The 14,344-nt window shown below is 60.7% G+C and carries 18 protein-coding genes, 2 tRNA genes and 2 pseudogenes; 8 read left to right on the top strand and 14 right to left on the bottom strand.

All coding sequences use genetic code 11. The features are described 5' to 3' along the window. Nucleotide 1 precedes the first annotated feature (1 nt). The 3 genes from LFT43_RS15815 (at nt 2) to LFT43_RS15805 (ending at nt 3,911) form a co-directional block, all read left to right on the top strand. Nucleotides 2-664, top strand: coding sequence for an MOSC domain-containing protein (locus tag LFT43_RS15815; RefSeq protein WP_395798314.1), 663 nt, complete (start codon nt 2-4; stop codon nt 662-664). 427 nt (nt 665-1,091) lie between these two features. Continuing rightward, nucleotides 1,092-3,320 carry a DEAD/DEAH box helicase gene (locus tag LFT43_RS15810; protein WP_395798312.1) on the top strand — a complete coding sequence of 743 codons (2,229 nt, stop codon included), beginning with the start codon at nt 1,092-1,094 and terminating at the stop codon, nt 3,318-3,320. Between the two features lie 168 nt (nt 3,321-3,488). Continuing rightward, nucleotides 3,489-3,911: a LysM peptidoglycan-binding domain-containing protein gene (locus tag LFT43_RS15805; RefSeq protein ID WP_395798310.1), complete on the top strand. Its 423-nt coding sequence runs from the start codon at nt 3,489-3,491 to the stop codon at nt 3,909-3,911. Nucleotides 3,912-3,965: 54 nt separating this feature from the next. On the opposite strand, the gene LFT43_RS15800 is transcribed toward LFT43_RS15805, so the two are convergent. Then, on the bottom strand, nt 3,966-4,250 hold the full coding sequence (locus tag LFT43_RS15800) for a hypothetical protein (RefSeq protein WP_395798308.1): 285 nt from the start codon (nt 4,248-4,250) through the stop codon (nt 3,966-3,968). A gap of 163 nt (nt 4,251-4,413) precedes the next feature. On the opposite strand from LFT43_RS15800, the gene LFT43_RS15795 reads away from it, so the two are divergent. Continuing rightward, nucleotides 4,414-4,485, top strand: a tRNA-Thr gene (locus LFT43_RS15795). Nucleotides 4,486-4,547: 62 nt separating this feature from the next. Next, a tRNA-Met gene (locus LFT43_RS15790) sits at nt 4,548-4,621 on the top strand. Nucleotides 4,622-4,713: 92 nt separating this feature from the next. Here LFT43_RS15790 and LFT43_RS15785 read toward each other — a convergent pair. Together LFT43_RS15785 and LFT43_RS15780 are read right to left on the bottom strand one after the other, a co-directional pair. After that, the gene (locus LFT43_RS15785; RefSeq protein WP_395798306.1) at nt 4,714-5,298 is read right to left on the bottom strand and encodes a hypothetical protein; all 585 of its coding nucleotides are present in this window, start codon (nt 5,296-5,298) and stop codon (nt 4,714-4,716) included. Next, nucleotides 5,295-5,588 (bottom strand): tyrosine-type recombinase/integrase, encoded by a 294-nt coding sequence (locus LFT43_RS15780; protein WP_395798304.1) that lies wholly within the window; start codon nt 5,586-5,588, stop codon nt 5,295-5,297. The genes LFT43_RS15785 and LFT43_RS15780 overlap by 4 nt, the downstream gene beginning before the upstream one ends. A 585-nt stretch (nt 5,589-6,173) precedes the next feature. On the opposite strand from LFT43_RS15780, the gene LFT43_RS15775 reads away from it, so the two are divergent. Further along, the gene (locus tag LFT43_RS15775; protein WP_395798302.1) at nt 6,174-6,491 is read left to right on the top strand and encodes a hypothetical protein; all 318 of its coding nucleotides are present in this window, start codon (nt 6,174-6,176) and stop codon (nt 6,489-6,491) included. A 685-nt stretch (nt 6,492-7,176) separates the two neighbouring features. On the opposite strand, the gene LFT43_RS15770 is transcribed toward LFT43_RS15775, so the two are convergent. Next, complete coding sequence (locus LFT43_RS15770; RefSeq protein WP_395803213.1) at nt 7,177-7,434, bottom strand: hypothetical protein; 258 nt, start codon at nt 7,432-7,434, stop codon at nt 7,177-7,179. A gap of 280 nt (nt 7,435-7,714) precedes the next feature. On the opposite strand from LFT43_RS15770, the gene LFT43_RS15765 reads away from it, so the two are divergent. Then, nucleotides 7,715-7,846 carry a hypothetical protein gene (locus LFT43_RS15765; protein ID WP_395803211.1) on the top strand — a complete coding sequence of 44 codons (132 nt, stop codon included), beginning with the start codon at nt 7,715-7,717 and terminating at the stop codon, nt 7,844-7,846. A gap of 182 nt (nt 7,847-8,028) precedes the next feature. Here the strand turns inward: LFT43_RS15765 and LFT43_RS15760 are convergent. From LFT43_RS15760 to LFT43_RS15750, 3 genes and pseudogenes are all read right to left on the bottom strand, one after another. After that, nucleotides 8,029-8,088 (bottom strand): annotated as a pseudogene (locus LFT43_RS15760) (DUF2510 domain-containing protein); the annotation flags it as partial. Nucleotides 8,089-8,308: 220 nt separating this feature from the next. Then, the gene (locus tag LFT43_RS15755) at nt 8,309-8,749 is read right to left on the bottom strand and encodes a hypothetical protein (protein ID WP_395798300.1); all 441 of its coding nucleotides are present in this window, start codon (nt 8,747-8,749) and stop codon (nt 8,309-8,311) included. 93 nt (nt 8,750-8,842) lie between these two features. After that, complete coding sequence (locus LFT43_RS15750) at nt 8,843-9,151, bottom strand: hypothetical protein (RefSeq protein ID WP_395798298.1); 309 nt, start codon at nt 9,149-9,151, stop codon at nt 8,843-8,845. A gap of 157 nt (nt 9,152-9,308) precedes the next feature. On the opposite strand from LFT43_RS15750, the gene LFT43_RS15745 reads away from it, so the two are divergent. Then, a complete protein-coding gene (locus LFT43_RS15745) occupies nt 9,309-9,839 on the top strand; it encodes an SOS response-associated peptidase (RefSeq protein WP_395798296.1) in 531 nt (176 codons plus the stop codon). Between the two features lie 334 nt (nt 9,840-10,173). Here the strand turns inward: LFT43_RS15745 and LFT43_RS15740 are convergent, their stop codons facing one another. The 7 genes and pseudogenes from LFT43_RS15740 to LFT43_RS15710 all read right to left on the bottom strand — a co-directional run bounded on the left by LFT43_RS15740 (nt 10,174) and on the right by LFT43_RS15710 (nt 14,162). Further along, nucleotides 10,174-10,383 carry a hypothetical protein gene (locus tag LFT43_RS15740; RefSeq protein ID WP_395798294.1) on the bottom strand — a complete coding sequence of 70 codons (210 nt, stop codon included), beginning with the start codon at nt 10,381-10,383 and terminating at the stop codon, nt 10,174-10,176. Nucleotides 10,384-10,602: 219 nt separating this feature from the next. Beyond that, nucleotides 10,603-10,800, bottom strand: a pseudogene (locus LFT43_RS15735) (LexA family protein); the annotation flags it as partial. Between the two features lie 84 nt (nt 10,801-10,884). Next, a complete protein-coding gene (locus tag LFT43_RS15730; protein ID WP_395798292.1) occupies nt 10,885-11,136 on the bottom strand; it encodes a hypothetical protein in 252 nt (83 codons plus the stop codon). A gap of 181 nt (nt 11,137-11,317) precedes the next feature. Continuing rightward, nucleotides 11,318-11,704, bottom strand: coding sequence for a DUF2510 domain-containing protein (locus tag LFT43_RS15725; protein ID WP_395798290.1), 387 nt, complete (start codon nt 11,702-11,704; stop codon nt 11,318-11,320). An 87-nt stretch (nt 11,705-11,791) separates the two neighbouring features. Beyond that, nucleotides 11,792-11,998, bottom strand: a complete 207-nt coding sequence (locus LFT43_RS15720; protein WP_395803123.1) for a helix-turn-helix domain-containing protein — start codon at nt 11,996-11,998, stop codon at nt 11,792-11,794. A gap of 143 nt (nt 11,999-12,141) precedes the next feature. After that, nucleotides 12,142-12,408: a hypothetical protein gene (locus tag LFT43_RS15715; protein WP_395798288.1), complete on the bottom strand. Its 267-nt coding sequence runs from the start codon at nt 12,406-12,408 to the stop codon at nt 12,142-12,144. Between the two features lie 830 nt (nt 12,409-13,238). Beyond that, a complete protein-coding gene (locus tag LFT43_RS15710; protein ID WP_395798286.1) occupies nt 13,239-14,162 on the bottom strand; it encodes a LysM peptidoglycan-binding domain-containing protein in 924 nt (307 codons plus the stop codon). Between the last annotated feature and the right edge of the window lie 182 nt (nt 14,163-14,344).

The raw sequence follows: 14,344 nt of genomic DNA, 5'->3' as shown, positions 1-14,344 counted from the left end.
CATGGATACCGCATCGTTGCTTGCTGTTTGCCGGGTGCACGAGCTCCTGCCTGATCCCGAAGGGTCAGTCGGGGTGACGGCCATTGACAAGCGACCCGTTGATGGTCCGGTGAAGGTCCACAAGCTGGGGGTCCATGGAGACATCCAGGCCAGCCGGATCCACCATGGCGGCGAGGACCAAGCGCTCTATGCATACTCCCAGGCCGATGCCGATTACTGGGCGACGGAACTCCAACGCGACATGCCTCCCGGTATCTTTGGGGAAAACCTGCGCGTTGCCGGAATCGAGACCAGCGGTGCCGTGATCGGCGAACGCTGGAAGATCGGCCTGGACGTCGAAGTTGAGGTCACATCCCCGCGGGTGCCGTGCGCAACGTTCCAGCGCCGCATGAATGAACCACAGTGGGTCAAGCGCTTCACGGAAGCAGGGCGGGTCGGTACCTACCTGCGCGTCGTGAAGACCGGTACCATTTCGGCCGGGGACTACATCCACAAACTTTTCGTGCCGAAACATGGCATCACAGTGGGGCAGTGGTTCAGCAACCCCAACCTGGAAGACATGCAATTGCTGCTCGACGCCGAGGCGGATGGCGAAGTCCTGCTGCAATCCGACTACCACGACACCTTCGAAAAACTCATCCGCCGCAACGGGGTGGACGCCTGAAAACTACCCTCGGACGGCCGTCCTGAAGGGCGGTCCTGAGGTCGCTCGGAGCGGGTTTGTGCGCAAGCTCACCGTCGCCGTCGGCAGTTAAGTCGCCACGGGAGCAATCTGTGCCCTACACTTGGAATATCCCCCACTCCGGAAATCCCTTTTTCCTGCCCAATTCTTGAGGCAGGACTGGTCAGTGTTGGGGCCCGCAAAATGTGTGCGGGCAGTTTCATAGGGAGAGCCGGGCGAAGAAAACGCTGTACAGACTGCTGAGATAGCAGCCAAGAGATGCAGCGGGAAGTCCTGCCATGGGATTGCGACAGCGCCGGACTTCTTGCGAGCACCAGAGCCTCGTGGTTCTTTTGCACGCAACGTGTACTGCGGCCAAGCCCAACCGGGCCGCGCCGACTGGCCCCCTATGGATGAGGAAACTTTCCCTATGCCCGAAAACCTGAACGACCCGTTCGTCGCCGAGTCTGCCGAAACAGCAGAGACCGCCGTCGAGACAGTAGAAACCCCCCAAGCCGCCGAAGCTCCTGCCGCTGAGTTCATCGAGGCCGCAGCGCCCGCCGAAGCTGAATCGCCTGTTGAGGCTGCCGCGGCTCCGGCTCCCGCCGAATCCCCTGCCGAAGAAGAGGAAGAGGGCATCCGCTTCGTCGACCTCGGAATCGACCCCCGCGTTCTGAAGGCCCTGCAGGACGTCGGCTACGAGAAGCCGTCCCCGATCCAGGCAGCAACCATTCCGCTGCTGCTCGAAGGCCGCGACGTCGTGGGCCTCGCCCAGACCGGCACCGGTAAGACTGCAGCATTCGCAGTACCGGCACTGTCCCGCCTGGCCGAACTCCACGACCTCAACGGCCCGTCCCGCAAGACCCAGGCCCTGGTTCTCGCTCCGACCCGCGAGCTTGCGCTCCAGGTTGCCGAGGCCTTCACCTCGTACGCCAAGCACATTGATGACTTCACAGTTCTCCCCGTCTACGGTGGCTCGGCCTATGGCCCGCAGCTTGCCGGCCTGCGCCGCGGTGCGCAGGTTGTTGTCGGTACCCCCGGCCGTGTGATCGACCACATCTCCAAGGGTTCCCTGGACCTGTCCGAACTGCAGTACCTGGTACTGGACGAAGCCGATGAGATGCTCCGCATGGGCTTCGCCGAGGACGTTGAGCAGATCTTCCAGCAGACTCCGGAAGACCGCCAGGTTGCGCTGTTCTCTGCCACCATGCCGAGCCAGATCCGCCGCATGTCCAAGCAGTACCTGAACAACCCTGCCGAGATCTCGGTCAAGTCCAAGACCACCACGGGCGCCAACACCCGCCAGCGGTACTTGCAGGTCATGGGCCCGCACAAGCTCGATGCGCTGACCCGCATCCTTGAGGTTGAAGAGTTCGACGGCGTCATCGCTTTCGTGCGCACCAAGATGGCCACCGAGGACCTCGCCGACAAGCTGAAGTCCCGCGGCTTCCAGGCTGCCGCCATCAACGGCGACATCCCGCAGCAGCAGCGTGAGCGGACTGTCGACGCGCTGAAGGAAGGCCGCATTGACATCCTGGTGGCCACCGACGTCGCGGCCCGTGGCCTTGACGTTGAGCGCATCAGCCATGTGGTCAACTACGACATCCCGCACGACACCGAGTCCTACGTGCACCGCATTGGCCGTACCGGCCGTGCGGGCCGTAGCGGAGACGCCATCCTGTTCATGACGCCGCGGGAGAAGTACCTGCTGCGCTCGATCGAGAAGGCCACCCGCCAGCCGGTTGAGCAGATGCACCTGCCCACCGCCGAGACGGTCAACACGTTGCGCTTGGGGAAATTCGCGGACAAGATCACCGAGACCCTCGAATCCGAGGACGTTGCGGCGTTCCGTGACTTGATCTCCTCCTACGAGGAGGAGCACAACGTTCCGGCTTCGGAGATCGCTGCCGCTTTGGCCGTCATGGCACAGGGCGGCCAGCCGCTCCTGGTCAAGGAACTGCCGGCTGCACCGGAATTCCAGAAGCGCGAGCGCTCCAAGGACGGCTTCGGTTCACGTGGCCCGACCCGCACCCTGACCGAGGGCAACGCCACCTACCGGATCGCGGTCGGACGCCGTCAGCGCGTCATGCCGGGTTCGATCGTTGGCGCCATTGCCAACGAAGGCGGCATCTCCTCGGCACAGATCGGCGGCATCGACATCCGCTCGGACCACTCCCTGGTGGAGCTTCCGGCTGACCTGAGCCCCGATCAATTGCGTGCCCTGTCCCGCACACGGATCGGCGGCGAACTGATCCACCTCGAACTGGACAACGGTCGCAAGCCGGCCTCTGACCGTGGTGGCGACCGTGGCGGCTACTCCGGTGGCGACCGTGGCGGTTACTCCGGTGGCAGCCGCGGCGGAGACCGTGGTGGCTACTCAGGTGGAGACCGTGGTGGCAACTTCAAGGGCAACGGTGGCTTCAAAAAGGAGTTCCGCAAGACTGAAGGCGACCGTGCCGGCTACGCCGGTGGCGAGCGTTCCTCCGCTGACCGTGGCGGCCGTTCCTATAGCGAGCGCAGCAGCGCCGGTACCGGGACGGGCAGCTACGCCGACCGCGGGCAAAGCAGTGATTCCCGTTTCGGCGGCAACGGTGCACGCAAGCCGCGCACTGGCGGCGACGCGGGCAACCGCGATTTCAACCGCAAGGGCAAGTGGTAAACAGGACTAGTTCCTGGATTTCGGCCAGAGGCCGGCTTTCGAGCCGGCCTCTGGCTGTTTAACCCAAACTCTTGGAACTGCCTGCCCGTGTCCGTAGGATCGGTTTTGCTGCGGAAGGGCTTAGTTGCGGCTCTTCCCGGGCTGTCCGCGGATGTGGAAAGGGCCAAAATGGGATTCCTTGATGGGTTGAAGAAGAAGCTCGGCTTCGACAAGGCAGAACCGAAGGCCTCCCCACGGGCTCCGGAGGCCCCGCAGGAGGCGGTAGAACCTTCAGCGAGGGAGACGGTCCAAAGTCCCGGCCCGGACGCCTCAGGCGATGCAGGAGCAGTTGCGGAGCCAGACGCCTCGGCGGCGGCATCCGAGGAGCCAGACGCCGTTTCGGCCGATGCCTTATCGGAGCAGGCTGCTAGCGCGAGTGCTCCCGCAGCCAGCGCAGGGAGGGTGACCGAAGTAGTGGTGGAGACAGACGACACCCTTAGTGGCATCGCCATGCAGTTCGGTGTTGACTTGGATGCCCTGATCGCAGTGAACGCAGATACCGTGCCCAATCCGGACCACATCTACCCGGGCCAGGTGCTCCGCCTCCCCTAGGGGACCTTGCTCTGGCCGCGTAGCGACCTTTCGCGGGACGGTTGGCTTTCGCTGCTAGACGTTGTTTGTTACCTCGTAGTGCTTCACGGATTCGATTGTGGCCTTCGAGGGCTGTGTGGCGTCGGCGCGGAGCCGGTTGGCCGCCTCGACGCTGCTTTCTAGAGCTTCCTTGGTATCCCAGAGCGTGATGCTTATGGCTGTCTTGGAATCCGCGTCCAACAAGAAATACGCGCCTGTGAGGCCCGCGAGTTGTTTGAGGGGTTCGACAGCGTCATCGAACCCCTTCCGAAGCGCTTCTCCATCGCCGTCGAAGGCGTAGTTGCTAACCCTTGCATACATGGTAGAACCTCCTTGAGGCCACCCCCGTTCCAATTTACGCGTGACCGGGTTGGGAGGGAAGGGCATCAGGAGGGGGCCTTTGCAAATTGTGTCGACGACACTTTTCCCCGTCCGGCAGCCGATTTGTAGCCTGAGAAATCGTCCGGTAGAGTATTTACTCGTTGCCCCCCTAGCTCAGTGGTAGAGCGCGTTCTTGGTAAGAACGAGGTCACCGGATCGATTCCGGTGGGGGGCTCGGAATGAGGGCCTGTGTCAAGGCGGTTTTTGACCGGCTTGGCACAGGTTTTTCTCATTCATGGCGGTGTAGCTCAGTTGGTTAGAGCGCACGACTCATAATCGTGAGGTCGGGAGATCGAGCCTCCCCACCGCTACAGTTTCCGCAGGTCAGAGGCGTTTCGCTTCTGGCCTGCTGCTGTTTTAAGTACCTGATCCAATGGAAACCCAACGAATTCAATAGTTCGGGTCATTCCTTGGAGTTCTTTTCGAGATACGCTTCGAGAACCCGGATCGCCTTGTCGACGTGGTCCTTCAGTTCCCCTGGTTGGCTGTAGTCGGCGATGGTAGGGTAGCGAAGCCTGCCCTGGTCCTCTTTCGGGAAGACATGAAAATGTGGGTAGGCATCGTTCCGGGCAGTCGCAAATTGAGAGTCTACGGCGCCTTCTCCGTATAGTTCCATGTCTTCACCGTAGAACTTGTCAACGCTAGCCGAAACACCAGTGAGAACCCTGTGGTAGTTCCAGAGGGCCGCAAGGCGAGCGCTCCGTCTCTCATGTTTGGCCCGAAGGTTCTGGACCCAGGCCGTACCTAGAGCGCTGAGCACGCCGGTCACGACTGCAACGACCACTGTCAGAAGACTGGTTGGGGTAATGTCGCCGGAGGCGGACGAGTTTGCGTTTGCAGTCGCGGTAGTGGTTGCCACGGCCGATGGACCGATGAGGTGGGGCGCTATGCTCTGGAGAGTGTCCGGGCTCGGTGGTGAGGTGGGAAGCGGCGGCGGCGTCATTAGTGTTGCTGCTGAGACGATATGGATAACATCAACAAGAATCATTTGCTCACTGCCCTATCGAGAACGTCGGCTACCTCTGTGTGAATCGCTTTCCTACCCATGTAGACGTCCTGCGTCATGGATACCTGGGCGTGGCCGAGCTGGTCGGCGCCAACACGCGCTGAGAGGCCTTGCGCGTCCAGTAGGGTCGCCAGGGTCTTCCGGAAAGTGTGAGAGGTCACCCAGTCCAGCTTGAGGCAGCTGCGGACCGTGCGCCACTGTTTGTGCACCGCAGACGGATCCCGGAGCGTGCCGAGGGCGGACGGGAACACAACGTCGTTGACGTTGCCCATTGCGGAGATTTGACGCCCCAGCACTGATTTCTAGGACAGACTTCATATGCAATATTCCCCAACGGTCGATCAACTTGACCGGCTGGTGCCAGCATATTGAGAATCACATATAAGGGACAGCATCAAGGCGGCGCGTCCCTCGCAGGGATTGCCGGAGCCGGAACGGGGGTGCTGTGCCGACTGCTGCGGGCGGAGAGTGGTACGCCTCCACGGTGAAGTAAGTGCTGAGCAGCGAGCGCGCATCATCGGCCGGTCAGGGAACCCATCCCTAGCGCAAGTGCCCGGCAACGCCCTAGAGTCTGCTGGGGACCAATACCGGCACTAGGGGGCGCTGTGGGAATAGGGAGCTGGCAGTCAGACGGCAATCAAGGCAACGAAGTCTCATCTGGGGAGGCCGTGGGTGGGGAACTAACCTCACCTGCAGAGCGTCGCTTTGCAAGGGACGAAGATCATCGCCAGCTTTTCCACGATATTCGGGAATCCCACATTAGTGATGGAGCCGTTAGCGAGGCCCTCATTGAGGTTAGAGGCGAGTCCTACCACTACTGGGGGCCAACAATCTCTGATCTGAAGCGAGAAGGTCGCTTGGATGAAGCTCTAACGCTGGCCTTGGAGTGTGCGGCCGCGGCGGAACGTGACCCCATGTGGCAACAGGATCCAATCGAGTGGCGGGCGCCAGCCCCCGCCTGGATCGACGATTGCTGCATCATCGCCAGAAAAATGAGCAGATATGAACTGGAAATCAAGCTGCTAGAACGGTGGGCGTCCCATATCGCGCCGGAACATCGGACCGACGTTATGGAGAAGTCGGGAATGGGCAAGCGACTGGATAGGGCGCGAACTCTTCTGGCCAAACAGACTACGACCGGCCACGTCATTGGTAACGAAATTGCTGGTGCTTAGTCGTCAGCGATCGGCCAAGCTCCTAGTTCGAAACCACCGGAATCACTATTGGGGACGCATGAGAAATGCACTCTTGATCACCGTAGCGGGCGCGCTGCTGCTTGTGGGATGCTCCAGCCCAGAAGCTGCTGGATCCGCATCCAACGCGGCGGCCCAAGTTGCTTCGCCTAATGTGGCATCATCCCCACCCTCTACCAAGACCGGGGGCACGGTGGCAGCCTTTGGAGCAGTCATCGCTGACCACCAGCGGAAGTGGGGATCGGACTTCCTGACATTCACCGACTGCGCTACGGCTTACAGGGATATCCGCGCTGGAAAAAGCTCGGCTCCCGCCGTGAAATGTGCCGCCGTAGTGTCAGACTTAGCCTCGGACGCCACGGGCGCGGCGCGGGATCTAACAGCCCTGTCTCCTGCGCCGCCGGAAATTCAGCCCCTTGTGGAGCGAACGAAGTCAGCTCTGGCCAAGTTGGGCGCGAACCCGGCCTATTCCGACTGCAAGGACGTGAGCAGTGCAGCGTGCGAAGCCGACTTCACGAACGCCAATAACGACCTGTGGCCCGTAAATCAGATAGTCAAAGAATGGGCTCCGTACATGTGATGTCCAGCCGGCCCGGTAATGCCGCCGCCGCTTCTGCGGCTGAGATTGGCCGCAGTCCCCGGTAGTCACTCCGGGCATGGTCCAGGTTCAGCAGCCGCCGGAGGTGTCGGCTGATGCGTCAAATAGGTTTGCCAGAATTGCCTTTCCGACCGATGCTGACGAATAAAAGTAGCCCCGCCCATTTTCAAAACTTGTGAGCTCAACAAGAACACCGCCATCAGGGTCGAGTGAACCTAGGGTGTGAGCCAAGGTGGCCGACTGGTATTGGTACTGCATGCAGGTGTCTTTTTGTTGACTCCATACAAGCTTCACATCACCCGGCAGATCCTTCTTGACGGCTGCCATGGCTTCTGGGTCGGCCGTCCCTGGATATTGGTTCATTGTGTATATCAGGACACGGCCGCCTAGATGTTCGACTTGGGTGTACCGGGCGCCGAGATACTGTCCGATGGGCGGAAGGTTTGGATCTGGGTCATAGACAGCGCCGGGAAGAAAATCCGTGTCGGCACGATGGCTCGCCTCCCAATCGGAATCCAGGGCCCCATAGCCAACCAGGGGCGCCGGCGGAGGCGAAGCGGTATCCGGAGTCGATGGTCCTGCAGGCGAGGAGACCGCGCTGCTAGGCGTGACGACCATTGTCGGTGTTGGAGTGGGGACCGCCGGGGCCGTGGCGGGTGATATGGGCGGCAGGCTCGTAGTCGGCGCGAACGTCTTGTCCAGCGCTGAGGGGGTCGCCCCGGCGCTGACCGGCGAATAGCTCGTGGCCGCACCTATCGAGCCGACGACGATGAAAAGGACCACAATGCCGAGACATGCAATGCCGGTGATCTTGAGGGCTTTGCGTTTGGACCTGCGGACCACCGCATTGGATTGAGCTCGCGGCGTCGCTATTTCGCTGTTTGGGTAAGGCTGCGTGTATTCAGTCCATTGACTGCCATCCCAAAAGCGTAGCTGCGGTCCCCCTGACGGGTCCGGATACCATCCTGCAGATGAGCCCATTTGCATCCCCAATGATTCTCAGTTCGCCCAGGCCGCGCTTGGCGGCCTGACCCTTCGCCGATGGTAGACCCGACTCCTTGAAGATGGAATAAGGTGGCGCCTGTTTGTTACGGGGGAGGCAGTCGGTCATCCCATGCATCTGGACTCTAGAAATGGACTGCTCCTCCGAATGAGCCTGAGCGGCCGCGGCCAGGCGCACGGCCCTCAAAATCGGGGGTGCCTACATCAGATTTCCTTCTTTGGTGTTCTGCTCGGCGAACCACGCCGCATTCCGGTCCCCGCGATACCATGCAGTTACCGCTCCGCTCATTTCACCTGCGATTTCGGCCCTCGAGCGGGACGATTTTCCGGTTATCATTTCCTCCACTCGGGTCTTCAACCAGATCCAAAGGGCAATCTCCTGTTTTGGGACATCCATGACAAGCCGATTTTGCGCTAGCACGAGGTCAAGATCCATCGTCCGCCACACTTTGGTAATCAAGGGCCATCGCTCAGCACGAAGAGTCCGGTCAATCGCATCCAGCATTCGAACAACGCTTTGTCGCCGCCTTTCCTTTCGGGCGTTATTCGCCCGTACCCATTCACTGAGACCAAAGATCAGGAGACCAGTAAGCAAGGTCCCGAAGGCGGTGATGAAAGCCGGGTCCCAGGTGATAATCATGGGCGGATTCTATCCGGCCTAACGTGAAGTGCTCGGCGCGAGTGTTCGTCCGGATCCCGTGTTGGGCCCCAAACATACAAGTAAGGGCCTCGATTAGGGGCGGTCCCACTTGTCGCGAACGTGGTGACGGTCAAAGATCATCAGTAGGACAGGGATGCCAAGTAAGAGGGCACCGAGGATGCCAAAGAACGAACTCGACAAGATAGAAGCAAGGACGAGCGATACTGCGCCAGCGCCCATCATGATTCCAGGTCCTTCTGGAAACCTTTTGATGAGCGCGTCGATAGCCACTTCCGCCACCATCATTACAGCGAAAGCGACCACGATCCCTATCAGGCCAAACACGAGTACGCCTCTTGACGAGACCTCGCTTTCGGCAATGATCGAGGCGATTTGATCCATAGCCGATTCTACGATTTGGCATCTTTGATGTGCTAGAGCCGCCGATTCCCTAGAGGGGCGCCGCAAGCTCTCCGAAGCGGGTAGCCGTCCGCCGTAGCGCCAAGACGACGGAGGCTCTCAACCTGACAGCCTTTACTGTCTGCGGCATGATGAAGGCATGTGTGGACGCTACGTGGTTTCGAAATCGACGGCCGATCTGATGGCTGCCTTCGACGTGCACGAGTCCTACGTCGATGAGCTGCAGCCCTCCTATAACGTCGCACCAACTGACACGGTCCCGTTGATTCTGGACCGGAGCTCGGGTGAAGGCGAGCCGGTGACGAGGAAGCTGGTCACGGCTCGCTGGGGCCTGGTCCCGTCATGGGCGAAGGATCCTAAGGGGGGCGCCCGACTCATCAACGCCCGGATGGAAACGGTCACCGAAAAGCCATCCTTCCGGAAGGCCGCCTCGGCAAGGCGCGGATTGCTTGTCGGCGACGGCTACTACGAGTGGGAGAAGATCCCGGGCGGCGGGAAGATCCCGACGTACCTGCACGCTGCCGATGACGAGATCTTGGCGTTCGCGGCACTGTTCGAGAACTGGCCCGATCCCGCATTGCCGGACGGCCACCCTGACAAATGGCTCCGGACGGCCACGATCATTACCACCGCGGCCTCAGACGCCCTCGGCCACATTATCTGGGGGTAATGGGCTCTGGGTCAGGGAAAATCTGGCCAGAAGGATTGAGCCACGTAAGGTACGCTCCTGCTGCGGCGTCGGAGCATCGGGCAAGTACACGGCGGTGTTGGTTCCAAGTCCGGTTCGCGCATGAGAAGCCGCTTCCTGTGATGTCGGGAGTCTAATCAATGCGGTGGCGTTTTGATATGGCCGGTCGTGGCGGGAAGCCAGTGGAGCCGAAGGACCTGCCAGGCTGCCCGTAAACTGGTCGCCCATCGGCATCGTCCAACTGCCTTGGCCAAGTCTGACCAGCTGGCCCGGATTTTTCTCGGGCGGGTCTCTTTCGCCGCTAGTCGAGCTGGCTTCAGCTTTCGCCCGCGTGGTGGCCCCGGGCCGCTCCGCCTCGGGCGGCCAAGGCGATCAAAGAGACCACAACATACCCGAAAGCGACGATCAGAAAAAGGACTTTAAAAACCACCCAAAAGGTCTCATGCGGGTCAAGGAAAAGCCCCACCACACCGCAAAAAAGAGCGCCGAGAAGGCTGGAAATCGCGGGAAACGGCGGCAGTTTCATGGACTTCTTCTTTCCGGACATCGAGTAGTTCTCATCCTTCCGCTGCGATGACGAAAGTGGAAGGCCCTACAGAAGGTTCGACGATCTTGAGTCTTATGGACGCGCATCAAATCCGGTAGATGGGCCGATACCGGTGACGATGTCTCGACCTGCGCGGCGCTTAACGGGTCGCTACAGAAAACGGATTTTATTGTGTCGTAAGGAAGCGGATTTCGGTGGTTCCATGGAGTCCCCGGCCACCCGCACGATGAAAGTGCTCGTCTTGTCCTTGATGAGGTGCTCGTTCAGGTCGAGCTCCGAGGAAAAGTAGTCCTGGCTCGGAGACGGGTAGCCCGCCCGGACGGCCACCGGAGCCACCGGGATGCGCCCGGGCTCGGCCCCCGCTTTTATCATGCGGGGGTCTAGGGCAAGAGACATGACACACCTTTATTCGAATATATGTTCTATTCAAATAGTAGCCCCCGACCCGGACATTGAGCCGACTGCGCGGGATAGCCGCGGCTACCAGGACGTGAAGCGGAGAATGACGGCAACCAAGGCAGCTACCAACATGATGACCAAGACGACGGCAGTCACAGTCCTGAGGGGTCCTTTGACTTCATTTCCGTCTTTGTCGAATAGCCGCAGCCCCCGGCCGGGAGGATGGGACACCGGTTTGCGGCGCTTGGCCAACACATAGATGGCCATGCCTCCAGCAACGAAGATAAGCATCGGTATGAATCTGGCAAACCAGGGAACCGCTTCCTGGGACATTCGCTTCCATCCTTCGTGCCGGGGACACTCACTGAAGAGAAGGTTGAGGTATTAACCGCTGCTGCTGTCCTGTACTCCCATATGACGCTCGCTTCCGCACGCCGTCAACTGTCGGTGGGCGCCGGTATCAATCGAGAGCCAAGCCAGACCACCTTGCCGACGCAACCGGGAATCCGCAGCATCACACATCAGGAGCACTGTTGACCTGGAGGCCAGCATTTCGACGCGGTGCGAGAAGTCGTATGCAGAATCCAACGGCGACTAAGGCCAGCCCTAGGCCGATGACAAGGAACGTGCCAATGGTTGGGCCGCCCTGTGTCGTGCGCCCGTAACCGTCGACTATGGTCGAGCTTGCGGCCACGATGCCGAGGACGATGCCGAGGGCGGCGATGATGCATCCAGCGATGATCCAGCCTTTGCCTCGCCGTTTCCGTGGTGTCTGTGGCGCAGTCGGCGGGGCCTTTGGCGGGTCGAATGGTCGAACCTGGTCACTCCATGCATTCCCATCCCAGTAGCGCGTCTGGGGCGCATTGGAAGGGTCTCGATACCAGCCTGCGGGAGTGCTCATTATTTGATCCCCAGTTCTATGAAAACGATCCAGTGACGGACCATTGGTAATGGTAAGCCCCCTGGTCGCAGGGAACTGGCAGCAAATCTACAATGATGGACGACGTGTCCGACGTCGCGGGGTTGTTGTTGGTTCTGGCGCCTGTGACTTGGAGATCTCGAGGATCGCAATTAGGTCTTCGTGGGTGAAACGGATGGTGCGTTGGTTGAATTTGCGGTGTGGCCACTGGTTTTGGTGGCAGTGTTTGAGGACGGTGTCCGGGCGTAGGTGGAGGATTTCGGCGAGTTGCTTCACCGTGTACACGCGGGGCGGGGTGTCTTCTGCTGGGAGGGTCAAATGCGGCCTTTCTGTGGAGTCTGGCGATCTTCAAGAATCGCTGGGCATCGGGCGGCTTTCCGCAGAGCATGTTGGTCACGGTCGGCTATTGGCCCCCGCCGTCAGGGCGCGGCCGGGGCATAACGCGGCGGCTCGCCTCTCCTGCGGTGCAGGCGGGTCAGCGGCGGTGGTGGGGTTGTTTCGGATGCGGCGAGGATCGCGGCCAGGTGCGCGTCCGTGAAGCGGATGGTGCGTGGTCCGAAGCGGAGGTATGGCCACGTGCCATTGCGGGCGTTGGCGCGGACAGTAGCGGGCGTTAGCTGCAGGATCTCGGAGAGCTGCGTCACCGTGTACGTGCGCGGGGCACTTGTTTCGGTTTGGAGTGTCATTGGGAGCTTCCTATCGGCACTAGTAATGTCCACGGCCCGAAGATAGCTTGAAAAGATGCTAAAAATCCAGGCTAATATTGACGGTCTAGGAAAATGGTGCTACGGGTGATGTTTTTTGTCACTTGAAGTGATGTTAGGTCCGCTCGCCATTGGCGGTTTTCGGTGTTTGTCTGCCCGCCTCGAAGAGGGTCCACCAGTCGAGGGCTTGGATGCATCACGTTAACTGTCGAGCGCTCATCGCGACCCAACGTTTACCCAACGAAAACGGCGGCATCCAACGAAATCGAACTGGCCCGTTCTGGGCCGTAGGAGCTTCGTTAGTCCGCGGATTCTAGGGAGTGGCGGCAGCTAGTGGAATCTGACGAAATTGAAGGATTCATAATCGTGAGGTCGGGAGATCGAGCCTCCCCACCGCTACCAAGTGAAACCCCCGAGAAATCGGGGGTTTTTTGTTCCGGGGACAACCGGCATCACTCAACGGTAGCTATCTCTGCATTTATGGCCGGCAACCCACAGCGCACGCTAGCAGCCTCTGGCTCTGATCGAGGCCCGGTTCTAGGTACCGGATCCGACGGAAGTCTCAAGAAATCGTGCCGTACCTCAGCCGGGACGCTTCTCCTTACGTGGAGAAGCGTCCCGGACTCGGCTGCAATTGTGGGTCCGGAAGACGAACCCGCGGGAACGGGCGCCCGATTCCGAACCAGGCGCCCGTCCTGACCTTCTTTGGAAGGCACGTAGCCCAACACGCCTGCGACACGCCGCAGACCAGGCAGCTTCGGATTCAAAAAGGGTCAGGACGGCCACGCTCACACGCCCAACCGGGGCCGTCCCTAGTTGAGCGCGATCACCAGCATCTGGTTGGTGCCGGGGACGCAGGTCTGCAGGATTGCCCGTGGAAAACCGCCGAATACGGCAGCGACGTTGTTGGTTGTCCCACCTTGGGGCACCTGGCCGCGTGCAGTAACCGTGTACGTGCCGTAACCGGGGATGCTCACCGTCTCGCCAACGCCGATGCCCGAGAAGCGTGCCCACCCTCCGCAGAAATCATGCTCGGTGATGAACAGCGAGTAAGCGTCCGTCGGGGTGAAGTGGATGGGACCAATGCAACTGTCCACGGCGGCCTGCCCGCCTGAACCTGCAACGTAAATGGTCCGCACCGCCGGTGCAGGCGCTGGAGCGGGCGCGGCTGCCGGTGCAGGAGCAGGCGCGGCGGGGGCCGCGACGGCAACCGGCGGTCCTGTCAGCTTCAATACCTCGCCGGGCACGATGATGGAATCGGCGGTGAGTCCGTTGGCCGCGAGCATCGCGTTGACGTCGACCCCGAATCTGGCGGCTATGGAGCCTACTGTGTCGCCGCTGGCGACCGCGTAGGTGTTCGTGTCAGGAGCGGGAACCGGCGCGGGAGCGGGAGCAGGCGCCGGCGCGGGCGGCGCTGCGACAGTGGCGGGCGCGAGTGCCTGTACCGGAGCAGGCGTGGTGGCCGGAGTGGGGCTCGCTGCCGGCGTCGGATTGGCTGCGGCCGGTGAAGGGGCAGCAATCGAGCCGATGCTCGGGGCAACGGTGGCGCTTGTGCCTGCTGGCGTCAGTACCTGTGAGTAGTTTTGGCTCATGACGGCGGCCAGCACGACCCCTGCCACGATTGCCCAGGTAGCGATTGATGCCTTGTACCTGGTGATGGTTTTCGCTCCGGCAGATATCAGGGCGAAGACGTTGCCTCCGCTGACCCCGCTGTGGCTGTACTCCTGTTGATACATCTCAAATCCCCGTAATTTATCGTTTCTTGGGGCCAGCCGGTTGGTTGACCCGGGAAGTGATACGCAGGCGCAGGGGATGGCGCTTGTTGAGACCCTTTTGCTTAAATGCGCAGCACGGAGGAATCCCTCACTCCATCTGCTTGGATGAATCCATCAAAGGGATGTATGAACCCGTCTTGATA

Origin of the sequence: Arthrobacter sp. FW306-04-A (genome assembly GCF_044358315.1) — a bacterium.
Classification (GTDB): Bacteria; Actinomycetota; Actinomycetes; order Actinomycetales; family Micrococcaceae; genus Arthrobacter.
Note: the sequence above shows the minus strand (reverse complement) of the source record. Positions and strands in the feature narration are given on the sequence as shown.

Excerpts from the sequence above, each read along its gene's own strand:
- LFT43_RS15815 (WP_395798314.1), top strand. The coding sequence starts at position 2 with ATGGATACCGCATCGTTGCTTGCTGTTTGCCGGGTGCACGAGCTCCTG.
- LFT43_RS15810 (WP_395798312.1), top strand. The coding sequence starts at position 1,092 with ATGCCCGAAAACCTGAACGACCCGTTCGTCGCCGAGTCTGCCGAAACA.
- LFT43_RS15805 (WP_395798310.1), top strand. The coding sequence starts at position 3,489 with ATGGGATTCCTTGATGGGTTGAAGAAGAAGCTCGGCTTCGACAAGGCA.
- LFT43_RS15800 (WP_395798308.1), bottom strand. The coding sequence starts at position 4,250 with ATGTATGCAAGGGTTAGCAACTACGCCTTCGACGGCGATGGAGAAGCG.
- LFT43_RS15785 (WP_395798306.1), bottom strand. The coding sequence starts at position 5,298 with ATGATTCTTGTTGATGTTATCCATATCGTCTCAGCAGCAACACTAATG.
- LFT43_RS15780 (WP_395798304.1), bottom strand. The coding sequence starts at position 5,588 with ATGGGCAACGTCAACGACGTTGTGTTCCCGTCCGCCCTCGGCACGCTC.
- LFT43_RS15770 (WP_395803213.1), bottom strand. The coding sequence starts at position 7,434 with ATGGCAGCCGTCAAGAAGGATCTGCCGGGTGATGTGAAGCTTGTATGG.
- LFT43_RS15755 (WP_395798300.1), bottom strand. The coding sequence starts at position 8,749 with ATGATTATCACCTGGGACCCGGCTTTCATCACCGCCTTCGGGACCTTG.
- LFT43_RS15750 (WP_395798298.1), bottom strand. The coding sequence starts at position 9,151 with ATGGATCAAATCGCCTCGATCATTGCCGAAAGCGAGGTCTCGTCAAGA.
- LFT43_RS15745 (WP_395798296.1), top strand. The coding sequence starts at position 9,309 with ATGTGTGGACGCTACGTGGTTTCGAAATCGACGGCCGATCTGATGGCT.
- LFT43_RS15740 (WP_395798294.1), bottom strand. The coding sequence starts at position 10,383 with ATGAAACTGCCGCCGTTTCCCGCGATTTCCAGCCTTCTCGGCGCTCTT.
- LFT43_RS15730 (WP_395798292.1), bottom strand. The coding sequence starts at position 11,136 with ATGTCCCAGGAAGCGGTTCCCTGGTTTGCCAGATTCATACCGATGCTT.
- LFT43_RS15725 (WP_395798290.1), bottom strand. The coding sequence starts at position 11,704 with ATGAGCACTCCCGCAGGCTGGTATCGAGACCCTTCCAATGCGCCCCAG.
- LFT43_RS15715 (WP_395798288.1), bottom strand. The coding sequence starts at position 12,408 with ATGACACTCCAAACCGAAACAAGTGCCCCGCGCACGTACACGGTGACG.
- LFT43_RS15710 (WP_395798286.1), bottom strand. The coding sequence starts at position 14,162 with ATGTATCAACAGGAGTACAGCCACAGCGGGGTCAGCGGAGGCAACGTC.